The organism is Achromobacter sp. RTa (assembly GCF_000757485.1).
GTDB lineage: Bacteria > Pseudomonadota > Gammaproteobacteria > Burkholderiales > Burkholderiaceae_B > Achromobacter.
Map to the genome: position 1 here is coordinate 13404 of NZ_JPYO01000034.1, position 17152 is coordinate 30555.

17 protein-coding genes are annotated in these 17152 nt (G+C 66.7%); 15 read left to right on the plus strand and 2 right to left on the minus strand.

From position 1 onward, the window contains the following. The first annotated feature begins 36 nt into the window (after window positions 1-36). The 10 genes from queA to JL37_RS12155 all read left to right on the plus strand — a co-directional run bounded on the left by queA (window position 37) and on the right by JL37_RS12155 (window position 8678). The gene (queA, locus tag JL37_RS12110) at window positions 37-1095 is read left to right on the plus strand and encodes a tRNA preQ1(34) S-adenosylmethionine ribosyltransferase-isomerase QueA (protein ID WP_043544386.1); all 1059 of its coding nucleotides are present in this window, start codon (window positions 37-39) and stop codon (window positions 1093-1095) included. Further along, window positions 1092-2228: a tRNA guanosine(34) transglycosylase Tgt gene (gene tgt, locus JL37_RS12115; protein WP_043544387.1), complete on the plus strand. Its 1137-nt coding sequence runs from the start codon at window positions 1092-1094 to the stop codon at window positions 2226-2228. The genes queA and tgt overlap by 4 nt, the downstream gene beginning before the upstream one ends. 187 nt (window positions 2229-2415) lie before the next feature. Then, a complete protein-coding gene (gene yajC, locus JL37_RS12120; protein ID WP_043544388.1) occupies window positions 2416-2757 on the plus strand; it encodes a preprotein translocase subunit YajC in 342 nt (113 codons plus the stop codon). A 113-nt stretch (window positions 2758-2870) separates the two neighbouring features. Continuing rightward, window positions 2871-4751 (plus strand): protein translocase subunit SecD, encoded by a 1881-nt coding sequence (gene secD, locus JL37_RS12125; protein WP_043544389.1) that lies wholly within the window; start codon window positions 2871-2873, stop codon window positions 4749-4751. A gap of 53 nt (window positions 4752-4804) precedes the next feature. Further along, entirely contained in the window at window positions 4805-5740 is a 936-nt protein-coding gene (secF, locus tag JL37_RS12130; RefSeq protein ID WP_043544390.1) for a protein translocase subunit SecF, read from the plus strand. A 98-nt stretch (window positions 5741-5838) separates the two neighbouring features. Further along, window positions 5839-6153, plus strand: a complete 315-nt coding sequence (locus JL37_RS12135; RefSeq protein ID WP_043544391.1) for a metalloregulator ArsR/SmtB family transcription factor — start codon at window positions 5839-5841, stop codon at window positions 6151-6153. Then, on the plus strand, window positions 6150-6509 hold the full coding sequence (locus JL37_RS12140) for an SRPBCC domain-containing protein (protein WP_043544392.1): 360 nt from the start codon (window positions 6150-6152) through the stop codon (window positions 6507-6509). The genes JL37_RS12135 and JL37_RS12140 overlap by 4 nt, the downstream gene beginning before the upstream one ends. A 43-nt stretch (window positions 6510-6552) precedes the next feature. Then, window positions 6553-7158, plus strand: coding sequence for an ATP-dependent Clp protease proteolytic subunit (locus tag JL37_RS12145; RefSeq protein ID WP_043544393.1), 606 nt, complete (start codon window positions 6553-6555; stop codon window positions 7156-7158). Window positions 7159-7188: 30 nt separating this feature from the next. Then, window positions 7189-7866: a VOC family protein gene (locus JL37_RS12150; RefSeq protein WP_043544484.1), complete on the plus strand. Its 678-nt coding sequence runs from the start codon at window positions 7189-7191 to the stop codon at window positions 7864-7866. Window positions 7867-7943: 77 nt separating this feature from the next. After that, a complete protein-coding gene (locus JL37_RS12155) occupies window positions 7944-8678 on the plus strand; it encodes an alanyl-tRNA editing protein (RefSeq protein WP_043544394.1) in 735 nt (244 codons plus the stop codon). Window positions 8679-9051: 373 nt separating this feature from the next. Here JL37_RS12155 and JL37_RS12160 read toward each other — a convergent pair whose 3' ends face one another. Next, window positions 9052-9834, minus strand: coding sequence for a phosphatase PAP2 family protein (locus JL37_RS12160; protein ID WP_081955052.1), 783 nt, complete (start codon window positions 9832-9834; stop codon window positions 9052-9054). A 169-nt stretch (window positions 9835-10003) separates the two neighbouring features. On the opposite strand from JL37_RS12160, the gene miaB reads away from it, so the two are divergent. From miaB to lnt, 5 genes are all read left to right on the plus strand, one after another. Further along, window positions 10004-11434: a tRNA (N6-isopentenyl adenosine(37)-C2)-methylthiotransferase MiaB gene (gene miaB, locus JL37_RS12165; protein ID WP_043544395.1), complete on the plus strand. Its 1431-nt coding sequence runs from the start codon at window positions 10004-10006 to the stop codon at window positions 11432-11434. Further along, the gene (locus JL37_RS12170) at window positions 11434-12459 is read left to right on the plus strand and encodes a PhoH family protein (RefSeq protein WP_043544396.1); all 1026 of its coding nucleotides are present in this window, start codon (window positions 11434-11436) and stop codon (window positions 12457-12459) included. The genes miaB and JL37_RS12170 overlap by 1 nt, the downstream gene beginning before the upstream one ends. Continuing rightward, on the plus strand, window positions 12449-12922 hold the full coding sequence (gene ybeY / locus JL37_RS12175; protein WP_043544397.1) for an rRNA maturation RNase YbeY: 474 nt from the start codon (window positions 12449-12451) through the stop codon (window positions 12920-12922). Before JL37_RS12170 ends, ybeY begins: the two co-directional genes overlap by 11 nt. 178 nt (window positions 12923-13100) lie before the next feature. Further along, window positions 13101-13991, plus strand: coding sequence for an HlyC/CorC family transporter (locus JL37_RS12180; protein ID WP_043544398.1), 891 nt, complete (start codon window positions 13101-13103; stop codon window positions 13989-13991). Further along, window positions 13988-15616, plus strand: coding sequence for an apolipoprotein N-acyltransferase (lnt, locus tag JL37_RS12185; protein WP_043544399.1), 1629 nt, complete (start codon window positions 13988-13990; stop codon window positions 15614-15616). Before JL37_RS12180 ends, lnt begins: the two co-directional genes overlap by 4 nt. A 6-nt stretch (window positions 15617-15622) precedes the next feature. Here the strand turns inward: lnt and JL37_RS12190 are convergent, their stop codons facing one another. Next, window positions 15623-16678: an aldo/keto reductase gene (locus JL37_RS12190; RefSeq protein WP_043544400.1), complete on the minus strand. Its 1056-nt coding sequence runs from the start codon at window positions 16676-16678 to the stop codon at window positions 15623-15625. Window positions 16679-17152 lie beyond the last annotated feature (474 nt).

The window sequence follows — 17152 nt, forward strand, 5'->3', positions numbered from 1 at the left end:
CTTCATTTCACCGCCCTTTGCCGGACGGATATCCGCGTGACCCAGTCCCTCACCGTTTCCGATTTCAACTACGACCTGCCGCCTGAGCTCATCGCCCAGACGCCCGCCGCCGAGCGCACGGGCAGCCGCCTGCTGCACCTGGACCGCGCCGGCGAACTGCACGACCGCCAGTTCGCCGACCTCGCCACGCTGCTGCGCCCGCACGACCTGCTGGTCTTCAACGACACCCGCGTCATCAAGGCGCGCCTGAACGGCCACAAGATCACGGGCGGCAAGGTCGAGGTGCTGGTCGAACGCATCACCGAACCCGACCGCGTGCTGGCCCACGTGCGCGCCAGCAAATCGCCGGGCGCAGGGATGGTGCTGCGGCTGGCCGACGCGTTCGAGGCCACGGTGCTGGGCCGCGAAGGGGAACTCTTCGATATCCGCTTCCCCGGCCCCGTGCTGGAGTTGCTGGACGCGCACGGCGCGACGCCGCTGCCGCCCTACATCACCCACCAGGCCGACGCCGGCGACGACGAGCGCTACCAGACGGTCTACGCCCGCGAGCCGGGCGCCGTGGCGGCCCCCACCGCCGGCCTCCACTTCGACCAGCCCACGCTGGACCGCCTGGACGCCCTTGGCGTTTCGCGCGCCTTCGTCACGTTGCACGTGGGCGCGGGCACCTTCCAGCCCGTGCGCGTGGACAATCTGGCCGACCACGTCATGCATGCCGAGTGGTTCACCGTGCCCCCGGCCACGGTGGACGCGATCGCCGCCGCCCGCCGCCAGGGCGGCCGGGTCGTCGCCGTCGGCACCACCAGCGTGCGCGCCCTGGAATCCGCCGCCGCCCAGACCGAGGGGCGCACCGCGCCCGGCCTGCCGCTGGCCGCCGCCCAGGGCGACACCCGCCTGTTCATCACCCCCGGATACCAGTACCGCGTCATCGACGCCCTGGTCACCAATTTCCACCTGCCCCAGTCGACCCTGCTGATGCTGGTGTCGGCGCTGGCCGGCGTCGAACCGATACGCCGCGCCTACGCCCACGCCGTCGCCGAGCGCTATCGCTTCTTCAGCTATGGCGACGCCATGTTTATCGAGTCCCCCGCCCCATGACCGGACTGAACTTCGAACTGCTCGCCACCGACGGCGGCGCCCGCCGCGGCCGCATCACGCTGAACCATGGCGTGGTGGAGACGCCCATTTTCATGCCCGTGGGCACCTATGGCAGCGTCAAGGCCATGCTGCCCCACGAACTGAAGGAGATCGGCTCGCAGATCGTGCTGGGCAACACCTTCCACCTGTGGCTGCGCCCGGGCACGGAAATCATGGAAAAGCACGGCGGCCTGCACGGTTTCATGCAATGGGACAAGCCTATCCTGACCGATTCCGGCGGCTTCCAGGTATTCAGCCTGCAGGGCATGCGCAAGATCACCGAGGAAGGCGTGAAGTTCGCCTCCCCGATCGACGGCGCGCGCCTGTTCCTGACGCCGGAAGAATCCATGCGCATCCAGCGTTCGCTGAACTCCGACATCGTCATGGTGTTCGACGAATGCACCCCCTATGAAATCGACGGCCGGCCCGCCACCGTCGAGGAGGCCGCCCGCTCGATGCGCATGTCGTTGCGCTGGGCGCGCCGCTCGCGCGAGGAATTCGACCGCCTGGGCAATCCCAACGCCCTCTTCGGCATCGTCCAGGGCGGCATGTACGAATCGCTGCGCGACGAATCCCTGGCCGGGCTGCAGGACATCGGTTTCCACGGCTACGCCATCGGCGGCCTGTCGGTCGGCGAGCCCAAGGAAGACATGATGCGCATCCTGGCGCACGTGACGCCCAAGCTGCCGGCGCAGGCGCCCCGCTACCTGATGGGCGTGGGCACGCCGGAAGACCTGGTCGAGGGCGTCTCCCGCGGCGTGGATATGTTCGACTGCGTCATGCCCACCCGCAACGCCCGCAACGGCTGGCTGTTCACCCGCTTTGGCGACGTCAAGATCCGCAACGCCAAGTACCGCGACGACACCCGCCCGCTGGACCCGAGCTGCGCCTGCCACACCTGCGCGAATTTCTCCCGGGCGTACCTGCACCACCTCCAGCGGGCCAATGAAATCACCGGGGCGCGCCTGAATACCCTGCACAACCTGCATTTCTACCTGACCATCATGAAAGAAATGCGGGAAGCCATCGCCGAGGGCCGCTTCGACGCCTGGCGCGCCCAGTTCGCCGCCGACCGCAAGCGGGGGGTGGATTAGAATTTCAGAAGTCCAGCCGGCCCAGGGGCCACGCCCCGGCCGCGCCGGCAACCCGCAATGCGCGCGCACCGGCGGGCGGCGGAACCTATATACAATAGTCGGCTTGCCCTATCCATGGCTCGCGCGGGGATGGGCGCAGAAAAACATAAACATGACCCCCCAAACAAACTAAACGCAGGAGAATTCAATGTCCGTTATCGATACCGCCAGCCTCGTCGTGGCCCAGGCCGCCCCTGAAGGCAACGCGCTGATGGGCATGCTGCCCATCATCCTGATGTTCGTGATCCTCTATTTCCTGATGATCCGTCCCCAGATGAAGCGCCAGAAGGAACATCGCAATCTGCTCGCCGCCCTGGCCAAGGGCGATGAAGTGGTCACCGCCGGCGGCATGCTCGGCAAGGTCACCAAGGTCAACGACAGCTACGTCACGGTGGAAGTCTCGGAACTGGCCGACAAGCCCGTCGAAGTGATCATGCAGAAGTCCTCGGTCTCGACCGTGCTGCCCAAGGGAACCATCAAGGCCCTGTAAGCGTCCCAATGGAGCCCTGATCGGGCTCCTGCGCTCTTGATGGCTCCTCCCGCCGCCCGCCGCGCCTGCCGCTCGGGCGGCCCTTTTATCACTCTCACATGAAGTAGCCGGCAATGAACCGCTATCCTCTCTGGAAGTACATTACGGTCCTGATCGCGGTCATCATCGGCCTGCTGTATACGCTTCCCAACTTCTACGGCGAGTCCCCCGCCGTCCAGGTTTCCAGCGCCAAGGCCACCGTGAAGGTGGATACCGCCATGCTGGGCCGGGTCGAGCAGGTGCTGGCCGACGCCAAGATCCCCAACGAAGGGGTCTACTACGAACAGAACGGCACGCTCGGCACCGTGCGCGCGCGCTTCTCCTCGACCGACCTGCAACTGCAGGCCCGCGACCTTCTCGACAGATCCCTCAACACCGTCGCCGGCGACCCCCACTACACGGTCGCGCTGAACCTGCTGCCCGCATCGCCTTCCTGGATGCGCGCGATGGGCTGGTTCGCGCCCAAGCCGATGTACCTGGGCCTGGACCTGCGCGGCGGCGTGCACTTCCTGCTTCAAGTGGACATGCAGGGCGCCCTGACCGCCCGCTACGATTCCCTGGCCGCGGACGTCCGCTCGGTGCTGCGCGACCAGAAGGTCAACGTGGCCGGCGTCGAACGCTCGGGCCTCGGCATCGCCGCCACCTTCGCCAACACGGCCGACCGCGACCGCGCCGTCTCCACCCTGCGCAGCCGCCTGCCCGACCTGGAGTTCGCCGAACGCGAGGAAAACGGCAAGCCCCTGCTGATCGGCGCCCTGAACCCGGCCGCCGTGACCCGCGTGCAGGATTCCGCGCTGAAGCAGAACATCAATACGCTGCACAACCGCATCAACGAACTCGGCGTGGCCGAACCGGTCATCCAGCAGCAAGGCGCCGACCGCATCGTGGTCCAGCTGCCCGGCGTGCAGGACGTGGCCAAGGCCAAGGAACTGCTGGGCCGCACGGCCACGCTGGAAATCCGCATGGTCGACGACTCCCCCGCCGCGCAGGCCGCGCTGCTGGGCGGCACCGTGCCCTTCGGCCTCGAACGCTACAACGACCGCGACGGCCGCCCGATCCTGGTGCGCCGCCAGGTCGTCCTGACCGGCGAAAACCTGCAGGACGCCCAGCCCGGCCGCGATTCGCAGACCCAGCAGGCCGCCGTGCACCTGACACTGGACTCCAAGGGCGCCCGCATCTTCCGCGACGTGACCCGCGACAACATCGGCAAGCGCATGGCCATCCTGCTGTTCGAGAACGGCAAGGGCGAAGTGGTCACGGCCCCGGTCATCCGCAGCGAAATCGCGGGCGGGCAGGTGCAGATCTCCGGCAGCATGAGCTCCGAGGAAGCCGCCGACACCGCCCTGCTGCTGCGCGCCGGCGCGCTGGCCGCGCCGATGTCCATCATCGAGGAACGCACCATCGGCCCGAGCCTGGGCGCCGACAACATCTCGAAGGGCTTCCATTCGACGCTGTACGGCTTCCTGGCCATCGCCGCGTTCATCATCCTGTACTACCACTTGTTCGGCGTGTTCTCGACGATCGGCCTGACCCTGAACGTGCTGCTGCTGCTGGCGCTGCTGTCCATGCTGCAGGCCACGCTGACTCTGCCTGGCATCGCGGCCATCGCGCTGACGCTCGGCATGGCCATCGACTCGAACGTGCTGATCAACGAGCGCATACGGGAAGAGCTGCGGGCGGGCGCCTCGCCGCAGCAGGCCATCCACCACGGTTTCGAACGCGCCTGGGGCACGATTCTCGACTCGAACCTCACGACGCTGATCGTGGGCCTGGCATTGCTGGCCTTCGGCTCGGGCCCGATCCGGGGCTTCGCCGTGGTGCACTGCCTGGGCATCCTGACCTCGATGTTCTCGTCGGTGGTGGGCGTGCGCGCGTTGGCCAATCTGTACTACGGCCGCAAGAAGAAGCTCACGACGATCTCCATCGGTGAAGTCTGGAAGCCGAAGACCAACTGAACATCCGCGCGGGCGGCACAGCCGCCCGCCACCGATAAAGCCGAAGGCGAAAAATGGAATTTTTCCGTATTCACCGCACCATCCCGTTCATGCGCCACGCGCTGGTGCTGAACATCATCAGCCTCGTCACCTTCGTGGCGGCGGTCTTCTTCATCATCACTCGCGGCTTCCACCTGTCGATCGAATTCACCGGCGGCACGGTCATGGAGGTCAACTACGCCCAGACGGCGCAGCTGGAAAACGTGCGGGGCGTCGTCTCCAAGCTGGGCTACACCGACTTCCAGGTGCAGAACTTCGGCACCTCGCACGACGTCATGATCCGCCTGCCCCTGCAGGAAGGGCAGACCTCGGCCACCCAGAGCGAAACCGTGATGGCCGCGCTGAAGGCCGCCGATTCCGGCGTCGAACTGCGCCGCGTGGAGTTCGTTGGCCCGCAGGTGGGCCAGGAGCTGCTGCACAACGGCCTGATGGCGCTGCTGGTCGTGGTCATCGGCATCATGGTGTACCTGGGCTTCCGCTTCGAATGGAAGTTCGCCGTCGCCGGCGTGATCGCCAACCTGCACGACGTGGTGATCATCCTGGGCTTCTTCGCCTTCTTCCAGTGGGAGTTCTCGCTGTCGGTGCTGGCGGGGGTGCTTGCTGTGCTGGGCTACTCCGTCAACGAATCCGTGGTCATCATGGACCGGATCCGCGAGAACTTCCGCAAGTACCGCAAGGCGGACGTGCAGGAAGTCATCAACAGCGCCATCACGCAAACGATCTCGCGGACCATCATCACCCACGGCTCGACCCAGATGATGGTGCTGGCGATGCTGTTCTTCGGCGGCCCCACCCTGCATTACTTCGCCATGGCCCTGACCATCGGCATCTGGTTCGGCATCTATTCGTCGGTGTTCGTCGCCGCCGCGCTGGCCATGTGGATGGGCGTCAAGCGCGAAGACCTGATCAAGCCCGTCAAGAAGGAAGGCGAGGAAGGCGAAGCCGCCTGATCCTCTCCGCGCAGACAACCGCCGCATTTGCGGCGGTTTTTTTTCGCCGGCCGCAAGCGGCGCTTGCCAAATACATAAGTATTAGCTAATGTGTTCGCATGCTCGAAAACGACATCTTCAAGGCGCTGGCCGATCCCACCCGCCGCGCCATCTTCGAAAAGCTGGCCGCGGGCGGCATGAATGCCAGCGCGCTGCGCGTAGGCATGGAAATCAGCCAGCCAGCCATGTCCCAGCACCTTTCCGTGCTGCGCAAGGCGCGGCTGGTGCGCGAGGAAAAACAAGGCCGCTTCGTGAACTACGAAATCGACCCCGACGGCCTGGCGCTCATCGCCGGGCGGCTGGCGAAGTACCGCTCGTACTGGCCCGCCCGCGTCGACGCCCTGAACGCCCTGCTCAAGGACATGGACCAATGAACCAAACCGCCTCCGAAGACCGGCCGCAAGACATCGTGCAGGAATACGAGCTCGACGCGCCTCCGGAAAAAGTCTGGCGCGCCATCAGCATTCCCGAATTCCGCGAACAGTGGCTGCCCGGCCAGGCGCTGGCCAGCACCGAACCCGAAGTCTCCGCGCCCGCGGAGGAAGTGCGCTACCGGATGCGCGACGACCAACCTCCCTTCCTCGAAAGCCTGGTCACGTTCCAACTCCGGCCGGCCCCCGGCGGGGGCACCGTACTCCGGATCATCCATGCGCTGGCCGACGCCCGCCTGGAACACGCCGCGCCCAGCGCCGCCAACGACGCCGGCCCCTTCCTCATGCGCGCGGCCTGAATCCGGCCCGAACGCATCACATCCGCTATACAGGAGATAGTCCATGCAGGACGTCATGCAATACGTGCCGATGGTCGTCGAGCAGTCCGGCCGGGGAGAACGGTCCTTCGACATTTATTCGCGGCTGCTGCGCGACCGCATCATTTTCCTGAACGGCGAGGTCAACGACGCCGTGTCCGCCCTGGTCTGCGCGCAGCTGCTGTTCCTGGAATCCGAGAACCCCACCAAGCCGATCCACCTGTACATCAACTCGCCCGGCGGCGTGATCACCAGCGGCCTGGCCATGTACGACACCATGCAGTACATCACCGCCCCCGTGCACACGCTGTGCATGGGCACCGCCCGCTCCATGGGGTCGTTCCTGCTCATGGCGGGCGAACCGGGCGAACGCTGCGCGCTGGCCAACGCCAGCATCCACGTCCACCAGCCCCTGGGCGGCTTCCAGGGCCAGGCATCGGACGTGCTCATCCACGCCGAGGAAATCCGGCGGACCAAGGAGCGGGTTACCCGCGTCTATGCGCAGCACTGCGGACGCAGCTACGAAGAAGTCGAACGCACGCTGGACCGCGACCGCTACATGACCGCCGAGGAAGCGCTGGAATGGGGGCTGATAGACAAGGTCCTCAAGCGGAGGGAATTCGGCTGCTGAGGCGTATTGCTGGGCTACCATAGCCACATCATGAAACTCGCCATCGATCACCTCGTCATCGCCGCGCCCGATCTCGCCAGCGGCACCGGATACGTCGCCGGGCTGCTCGGCATCGCGCCCTCCGGCGGCGGCGCCCACCCGCGCATGGGCACCCACAACCGGGTCCTGGGCATGGCCGGCGGCATCTATCTGGAAGTGATCGCCATCGACCCGAACGCCGAGCCGCCCTCGCGGCCGCGCTGGTTCGGGCTGGACCAGCCGGCCATGCGCGCCCGCCTGGAACAAGGGCCCTTCCTGGCCCACTGGGCCGCCAGGGTGGAAGCGCCGCTGGATCTCACCCGCATGCAGGCCGAACACCCTGACCGCCTTGCCCCTGCGATCCCCATGTCGCGCGGCGACCTGCGCTGGCGGCTGACGGTGCCCGACGACGGCAGCCTGCCCGCCTGGCGCGAGGCCGGCCACGCGGCGGGCGACGGCCTGCTGCCCACGCTGATCCAATGGGACGTGCCGGACTACCCCGGACTCAGCCTACCGCGCCAGGACCTGGCGCTGGTCCAGCTCTTGGGCAGCCATCCGCAGGCGGGGCTGCTGCGCCAGGGCTTGACCTGGCTGGGCGCCGACCATCTGATCCATGTCGAACAGGCCGATGGCCCGCCCCGCCTCAGCGCCCGCATAGAAACGGCGCAGGGCGTGAAGGTCCTGGCCTGAGGAGCCCTGCCGCCGGGCCCGGCGCCCGCCGGCTGCCCTTCCCGAACGAACCACCCGCCCATTCCGGAGACCCATCCATGCCCGCCCCCCGCAAGCGATTCGACGAAGACCCCTACCTGGACCGCTGCGACGCCACCGTGGTCGCCGTCGGCCCCGAAGGCATCGAACTCGATGAAACCGTCTGTTATGCGCGCAGCGGCGGGCAGGCGGGCGACAGCGGCACGCTGACGCTGGCGGACGGCCGGGTGCTGGCCCTGGCGGACACGCTGTATGCGGATGACCGCCAGCGCATCCTGCACGTGCCGGACGGCGGCGCGCTGCCCCAGGTGGGCGAACGCGTATCGGTGGCCATCGACTGGCCGCGCCGCCATCGGCTGATGCGGCTGCACACCTGCCTGCACCTGCTCGGCTCATTGGTGCCCGCGCCAGTGACGGGCTGCAATATCTCGCCCGACTCCGCGCGCATCGACTTCGATCTGCCCGAGTCCACGCTGGACAAGGCCGACCTGACCGAACGCCTGAACGCGCTGATCGGCTCGGGCCTCGGCGTCAGTATCAACTGCATCACGCCGGAGCAACTGGCGGCGGAACCGGATTTGGTGCGCACGGTAGGGGCCGCTCCGCCGGCGGGCACAAGCAGCATCCGCATCGTCGAAATTCCCGGCGTGGACCGCCAGCCCTGCGGCGGCACGCACGTGGCCAACACGGGCGAGATCGGCGCCGTGGTCGTGACCAAGATCGAAAAGAAAAGCCGCAGCAACCGGCGCGTGGTGGTGAACTTCGCGGCGGAACCCGACCTTCCGCGTGTGTGACAGCCCAACCTTCCGCGTGTCTGACAGCCCAACCTTCCGCGTGTCTGACACCCGAGGAGATGGACGCCGCCATACTCTGGCGCTGGCGGGTGTCTGACACCGGCCGTATCTGGACGGCTGTTCATTCAAGTCAGCCGGTGTCAGACACCCGGGAAGACTGTTTCGTGGTCGAAAGACCGTCTCATACGGGTGTCAGACACGCGAGCATGTGAGCCGGTGTCAGACACCCGGGAAGACTGTTTCGTGGTCGAAAGACCGTCTCATATGGGTGTCAGACACCCAGTTCTGACCCGGTGTCAGACACCCGGCGGCACCGGAGCATAACGAAGTCTCTCTCCTCGGGTGTCAGACACACGGAGCATGTGACCAGGTGTCAGACACGCGGAGCATCAGGCTGGCGCCACCATTTCCACGGCGCGCGCAGCGGCCACTGGTACCTGGCGTCCAGCACGCGGGGCGCCAGCACATGGCCGATCAATACCGCGATGCCCGCGGCGGTCATCACGTCGGACAGGTAATGATCCAGGTTGACCAGGCGGCTTACCGCGACCAGCGTCGCCAGCAGCAGGAATACCCACCGCCAACGGGGCGCCAGGATGCCCAGCACCACGGCCACCGAGAACGCTGCATAGGTATGGCTGGACGGGAACGAATTGAAAAGCTGGGCGCGGGAAAACGACTCGCCCAACCCGTAGACGCCCTTTTCGAAGAAGAGCTCGGGCCGCGCCCGCGCCACCGAGCGCTTCAGCACCAGCACGACCAGCCCGCCCACTGCCATGGTGGAGAGCATCAGCAGACTGCCCCGCGCCATGCTCGCGTAGCTCATGCGCACGGGGTTGCGCCAGCCGCGAGCGAGCCCGACCAGCCCGATGACGTAAAAGGCCAGCGCCACGGCGATATAGCTGCCGCTTTCACCCAGCTCGCCCACCCATTCGAAGGACTCGTTCACGCCTTCGGTGACGGACTGTTTGATCCAGATGGCCAGCGGCAGGTCGATCCAGAGCGCGCTGGCGCCCGCGGCCAATGCCAGCGCGCAGCCCAGCAGCAGCCAGGTCAAGGGCGAAAACGGATTGCGGAAGCGGTCCGCCGGAAGGGCGCCCGTCGCGGCATCGATCGCGGGAGCGGCTACCGGAGGCGTCAAGGGATTGGAATTCATCGGTGCCGCATCAGGGAAATGATAAATATTACTGGAATCTGAAAGCCAGCCTGATAGTTATCGTAACGGCCGCCGCGGGCAAGACCAAGAAACAAATTCACGCAAGAGTTAAAATTCGCCGTTTCCCATCTTCCTGCCCCCGGGATCTACACCCGTCACGGCGACCATCATGCAAGAAATTTCCCTCAAGCGCGCCGACGCCCAGCGCGACGGCGCGAACGCTCCCCTTCCGGCCACCGGCGCCGGCTCCCCCCGCAAGCTGTACATCCGCACTTTCGGCTGCCAGATGAACGAATACGATTCGGACAAGATGGCCGACGTGCTGCGCGGCGACCAGGGGCTGGAGCTGACCAACGACCCGGAAGAAGCCGACGTCATCCTGTTCAACACCTGTTCGGTGCGCGAGAAGGCGCAGGAAAAAGTCTTCTCCGACCTGGGCCGCGTGCAGCACCTGAAGAAGACCAATCCCAATCTGGTGATCGGCGTGGGCGGCTGCGTGGCCAGCCAGGAGGGCGAAGCCATCGTCAAGCGCGCGCCCTACGTCGACGTGGTGTTCGGCCCGCAGACGCTGCACCGCCTGCCCGAGCTGATCCAGCGCCGCCGCGAGGAAGGCCGTTCGCAGGTCGACATCAGCTTTCCCGAGATCGAGAAGTTCGACAACATGCCGCCGCCGCGCGTCGACGGCGCCACGGCCTTCGTCTCGATCATGGAAGGCTGCAGCAAGTACTGCAGCTTCTGCGTCGTGCCCTACACGCGCGGCGAGGAAGTCTCGCGTCCCTTCGAAGACGTGCTGGTCGAAGTGGCCGACCTGGCCGACCAGGGCGTGAAGGAAGTCACCCTGCTGGGCCAGAACGTGAACGCCTACCGCGGGCGCATGGCCGATACCGGTGAAATCGCCGACTTCGCCATGCTGCTGGAATACGTGCACGAAATCCCCGGCATCGAGCGCATCCGCTACACCACCTCGCATCCCAAGGAAATGACCCAGCGCATGGTGGACGCCTATGCCCGCCTGCCCAAGCTGGTGTCGTTCCTGCACCTGCCGGTCCAGGCCGGCAGCGACCGCGTCCTGGCCGCCATGAAGCGCGGCTACACCACGCTGGAATTCAAGTCCGTCGTGCGCCGCCTGCGCGCAGCCCGCCCCGACCTGACGCTGTCCTCGGATTTCATCGTCGGCTTTCCTGGCGAGACCGAAGAAGACTTCGAAAAAACCATGAAACTGATCGAGGACGTCGGCTTCGACACCTCGTTCTCGTTCGTGTATTCGCGCCGTCCGGGCACGCCGGCCGCCGACCTCCACGACGACACGCCCCAGGACGTGAAGCTGCGCCGCCTGCAGCGCCTGCAGGCGCTGATCAACGAGCAGGCGGCGACGATCGCCCGCAACATGATCGGCACGCGCCAGCGCCTGCTGGTGGAAGGCCCCTCGCGCCGCGACCCGAATGAACTGATGGGCCGCACCGAGAACAACCGCATCGTGAATTTCGCCGCGCCCGCGCGGCTCATCGGACAAATGGTCGACGTCATCATCACCGAAGCGCACACCAATTCGCTGCGCGCGCGGGTCGCCGACGTGGACCGAGTTTCCCAAGAGGCCTAATGACCACCTCCCGCTCCCGCGCCCGTCGCAGCATGCCCGCCGTCGTCGTCCTGGACGGCGACAACACCCATCTGGCCAATCTCTGCGGCCCGCTGGACGAGAACCTGCGCCAGCTGGCCGACGGCATGAACGTCAAGCTCTCGCGCCGCGGCAGCCGAGTCACGATCGAGGGCGAATTGGCCGAGCTGGCCGCGCGCGTGCTGCGCCGCTTCCATGAGCAGGCCGTGCACCGCGCCCTGTCGGTCGACGATATCCAGCTGGGGCTCGTCGAGATCGGCGTCGGCCGGCAGGAAGAGGAACTGAAGGAAGAGCTGTCCCAGGAAATCGACCCGCTGCCCGCCCTGGACGACGAGAGCGACGGCATCGCCCTGCGCACCAAGCGCAGCGATCTGCGCCCCCGCACGCCCCGCCAGCGCGACTACCTGAACAACATCCTCAAGCACGACATCACCTTCGGCGTCGGCCCCGCCGGCACCGGCAAGACCTGGCTGGCCGTGGCCTGCGCGATCGACGCCATGGAGCGCGACACCGTGCAGCGCCTGGTGCTGACGCGCCCCGCGGTGGAGGCCGGCGAGCGCCTGGGCTTCCTGCCCGGCGACCTGGCGCAGAAGGTCGATCCGTACCTGCGGCCGCTGTACGACGCGCTGTACGACCTGATGGGCTTCGAAAAGGTGCAGCGGCTGTTCGAAAAGCAGACGATCGAGATCGCTCCGCTGGCCTACATGCGCGGCCGCACGCTGAACCATGCCTTCGTCATCCTGGACGAAGCGCAGAACACCACGCCGGAACAGATGAAAATGTTCCTGACGCGGATCGGCTTCGGCAGCAAGGCCGTCATCACCGGCGACCCCTCCCAGGTGGACCTGCCGCGCGGCCAGGACAGCGGCCTGGCGCATGCGGTGAAGGTGCTGCACGACGTGCAGGGCATCGCCACCACCCGATTCACCAGCCGAGACGTGGTGCGCCATCCCCTGGTCGCCCGCATCGTCGACGCCTACGACCGCGCCGCCGAAGATGAAGCCTGAACTGTCCCTGTCCGTGCAATACGGCGTCGAGGAAGTCCGCCTGCCCCGCTGGCGCCTGCGCCGCTGGGCCGAGCGCGCGCTGGCGGGCGCCGCCCAAGACGGACTGGTCGAGTTCTCGGCCGCGGAGCTGAGCCTGCGGCTGGTCGGCGCGGCCGAAGGCCGGCGGCTGAACCGCGACTTCCGCGGCCGCGACTATGCCACCAACGTGCTGACCTTCGAGTACGGAGTGGATCCCCTGGGCGTTGCGCGCGGCGACATCGTGATGTGCGTGCCGGTGCTGGTGCGCGAAGCGCGCGAACAGCGCAAGGCGCTGCTGGACCACGCCGCGCACCTCACCATCCACGGCGTGCTGCACGCGCTGGGCTACGACCACATCAAGGCGCGCGACGCCAAGCGCATGGAAGCCCTGGAGACCGCCACGCTGGCCGCCATGCGCATCGCCGACCCCTACGTGGCCGCCTGAATCCGCCAAATACGGCGAGGCGCTTTTTGCCTTGGGGCGGCCCAAGGCAAAATATGCCGAAAAATAGCGTCCAGCAGGGCGCAGATGGCGGTGATTTCCCTTATTTTGGGGGCTGTTGTTACAAATTGCAGGCCGGTATCGGTTATGCTGGCTCCTCCACAACTTGTCCTTGCGGACGATGTCTGACCCTTATCCTGCCCCCGAAGCGACGCCTGCTCGCTCATCCAAACCCGCCACCAAATCCCTTCTAGACCGCCTGCTTTCCCTCGTGCGCCGAGAGCCCGAGGACCGCGAAGGCATCAAAGCCGTTCTGGAAGCCGCGCACGACCGCCAGTTGCTCGACGCGGAATCCTACAAGATGATCAAGGGCGCGCTTGCCGTGTCCGAGGGCACCGTGGGCGACATCATGGTCCCGCGCTCCCGCATGGACCTGCTCGACGTCACCCAACCCATCCCTTACCTGGTGGCCTCGGTAATCGAGACCGCGCATTCGCGCTTTCCCGTCTACGAAGGCGACCGCGACAACATCATCGGCATCCTGCTGGCCAAGGACCTGCTGCGCTGCATGCTGGAACCCGGCATCGAAGTGCGCACGCTGGTACGGCCGGCCGTCTTCATTCCCGAATCCAAGCGCCTGAACGTGTTGCTGCACGAGTTCCGCGCCAGCCGCAACCACCAGGCCATCGTCATCGACGAACACGGCGGCATTTCCGGCCTGGTCACGATGGAAGACGTGCTGGAACAGATCGTCGGCGACATCGAAGACGAATTCGACGAAACCGAGGAAGACTCGATCTTCCCCGAAGGCGAGAACCAGTGGCGCGTCCTGGCGGCCACCGACATCTCGCACTTCAACGACGTCTTCGGCTGCCAGTTGCCCGACGACGAATACGACAGCGTCGGCGGCTGGATGGGCGGCCAGCTGGGGCGCATCCCGCGCCGCGGCGATACCGCCGAATTCGACGGCCTGCGCCTCGAAGTGGCCCGCGGCGACGCGCGCCGCGCCATCTGGCTGCGCGTCAAGCGCAACGCCCCGCCCCAAGCCTCCCAGTCTTCTTCCGACGCATGACCAGTTCCCCGCGCAGCCGCTACCTGCGCGGCGCCGCCGGCCTGCTGCTGGCGGGCGCCGCGCACGCCCTGACTTTCTCTCCCGGCCCCCTGCCCGACTGGGCGCTGGCGGCGACCCAGATCCTGATGCTGGCCATCGCCGCCCGCGCGACGCTGTACGCGCCCTCGGCCAGGCAGGCATGGGCGCGCGGCTGGCTGTTCGGCTTCGCCACCTACGCGCTGGGCCTGTACTGGATCTTCATCAGCCTGCACCGCTACGGCGATCTGTCCGCGCCACTGTCGGTGGCCGCGGTGCTGGCCCTGTCCGCCTTCCTGGCCCTGTTCCCCGCCACGGCGAGCGCGCTGGCGCGCCGCTATGCGCCGCTTTCCCCGGATTCGCGCCCCTCCCGTATTCTGTCCGGCACCCTGGCCTGGGCCGCGATGTGGGCGGCATTCGAGTGGCTGCGCGCCGTCCTGCTGACCGGTTTCCCGTGGCTCAACATCGGCTATGCGCAGATCGACGGCCCGATCGCGGGCTGGGCCCCGCTGCTGGGCGTGCACGGCATGGCCTTCCTGTCCGCCTTCGCCGCCGCCGGGCTCGCCAGCCTGTGGCAGCCCTCGAAAAAACCGGGGCCCGGCTCACGCCACGCCGTGGCGGCGGGAATCGCGCTGGCGCTGGCCGCGGCTGGCTGGCCGCTGTCGCGCATCGACTGGTCCACACCCGCCGGCGATCCGCTGAACGTCAGGCTGGTCCAGGGCAATATCGAGCAATCGCAGAAGTTCGATCCCGCCCTGCTGGAGCAAAGCCTGATCCGGCACCTTGACCTGACGGCCATGCCGGCCGCGCCCGGCGTGCCCGCTCCGCAGTTGGTCATCCTGCCGGAAACCGTGCTGCCCATCTTCCAGGACCAGCTCGATCCGCGCATCTGGGATACCTGGCGCAACGTGGCCGCGCAGCGCAATACCGTCATCGCGATGGGCGTGCCGCTGCACGACCGCGTGAACGGCCGCGACCGCTATACCAACAGCGTCATGGGTTTCGACGGCAATACACCGCTCGAGCAGCTCGTCCAGGGCAGCACCGCCATGCGCTACGACAAACGCCACCTGGTGCCTTGGGGCGAATACGTGCCGCCGGGCTTCCACTGGTTCGTCGACATGCTGAACATTCCCCTTGGAGATTTCGACCGCGGGGCCCGGCGCCAGACTCCATTTGCCGTGGGCGGCCAGCACATCGCGTTCAACATCTGCTATGAAGACCTGTTCGGACCGGACCTGCTGCCCGCGCTGCAACCCGGCCCCAATGGCGAGCCGGGCGCGACCATACTCGTGAACGTCAGCAACCTGGGCTGGTTCGGCAACTCCTGGGCGCTGCGCCAGCACTTGCAGATCGGCCGCCTGCGCACCATCGAGACCGCCCGCCCGATGCTGACCTCGACCAACACCGGCATTACCGCCGCCATCGATGCGAAGGGCCGCGTGGCGGCGCAACTCGCGCCGCTGCAGGCCGGCGTGCTGCCGGTGGCGGTGCAGGGAATGACGGGCCTGACGCCCTATGCGCGTTTCGGCGACAAAACGGCGCTGGCCCTGATCGGGCTGGCGCTGATCGCAGCCGTTGGCAGCGGCCGCAAGTCGCGCCGCGGCTGACGCGCCTCAGGCGAACAGATTGGCCGGAAGGGCCCCGCTGTCCTCGGCTGGACGGACGGGGCCGGCGCCCGCGCCCGTACGTTCGATCGCCTCGGCGATGGCGTCCATATCCTCGCTGTCCAGTTCGAGCTCCGCGGCGCCGAGCAGCCCGTCCACCTGGGCGGCGCTGCGCGCCCCCACGATGGCGCCCGTCACGCCGGGCCAGGCCAGCGTCCAGCCTGCCGCCACCGCGGCGACCGTCGTGCCATGGCGCTCGGCAACCGGTTTGAAGGCCTCGGCCAGCGCCAGGTTGCGTTCGATATTGGGCGATGCGAATTCCGCATTGCGCGCGCGCCAATCGTCCTCGGGCAGGGAACGCGCGCGCTCCACGCTGAAGCGGCCGGTCAACAGGCCGGACTGCATCGGGCTGTAGACGATGACGCCCGTGCCGTTGCGGGCGCACCAGGGAATGAGGTCTGCGCCGGCCGCGCGCTGTATGGCGGAAAACGGCGGCTGCAGCGTATCCACGTGGCCCAGCGCTTCCGCGGCTTGGATCTGCGCAAGATTGTGGTTCGACAAGCCCACCGCCCTCACCTTGCCTTCGCGCTTCAGGTCCAGCAGTTGCTGCCAATACGCCTCCAGCGGCGTGCCGTCGCCCGCCGGCCAGTGCATCTGGTAGAGATCGATGCGCTCCACGCCCAGGCGCCGCAGCGAATCTTCGATTTCCCGCCGGATGCTGGCCGGCGCGCCCGTGCGCCGCGGCATGGCCCGCGGCTGATCGGCGGACCAGTTCAGGCCGCACTTGGTGAAGACGTAGGGCCGCTCGGCCGGCGCCATCTGCGCCAGCGCGCGGCGCACGATCTCCTCGGAATGCCCCAGACCGTAGACGGCCGCGGTATCGATCCAATTGATGCCCCGCTCCACGGCCCGGCGGATGGCTCCAATGGAATCCGCGTCGTCCTGCGGGCCCCAGCCCACCGCCCAACCATTGCCGCCGATCGCCCAGGCTCCCAGGCCGATGCGGGTGACCGCCATTCCGGTGCGTCCCAGCGGGCTCGTGGGAAAAGATGTTTTGCTGCTCATCGCGCTACGTCCTTGTCTTGATACCCGCATCATGTGCCGCGGCTGGCCGGCCACAATGCCACGCAAAATACCTGCCCGGCTGCAAAAAAATTTCCGATCACGATAGCATTCCGGCAAGTCCTTGATTTGCCTGGGCTCCAGCCATGCGGGAACGCTTCCTCCTGCGCAAAAAAAGCGCGGAATCCGGCGGCAAACTCTTTCCTGCCCCCGTTTTTTCGCAACTTTTTTATTTTTTGCCGCAAAGCGACTTGCACACCCAATTCAGTTCGTGCATAATCTCGTTTCTTCGCCAACGGCACTAAACAAAACCGGCAACGAAAGACGAAATTTCAAGGAAAACGCACCGTAAAACGTGCCGATCCCCTGGAAAATTCCCGATGGGAAATTCGTCGGACGCTAAACGGAATTGATTAGAAGAACGGGGGTATAGCTCAGCTGGGAGAGCGCTTGCATGGCATGCAAGAGGTCAGCGGT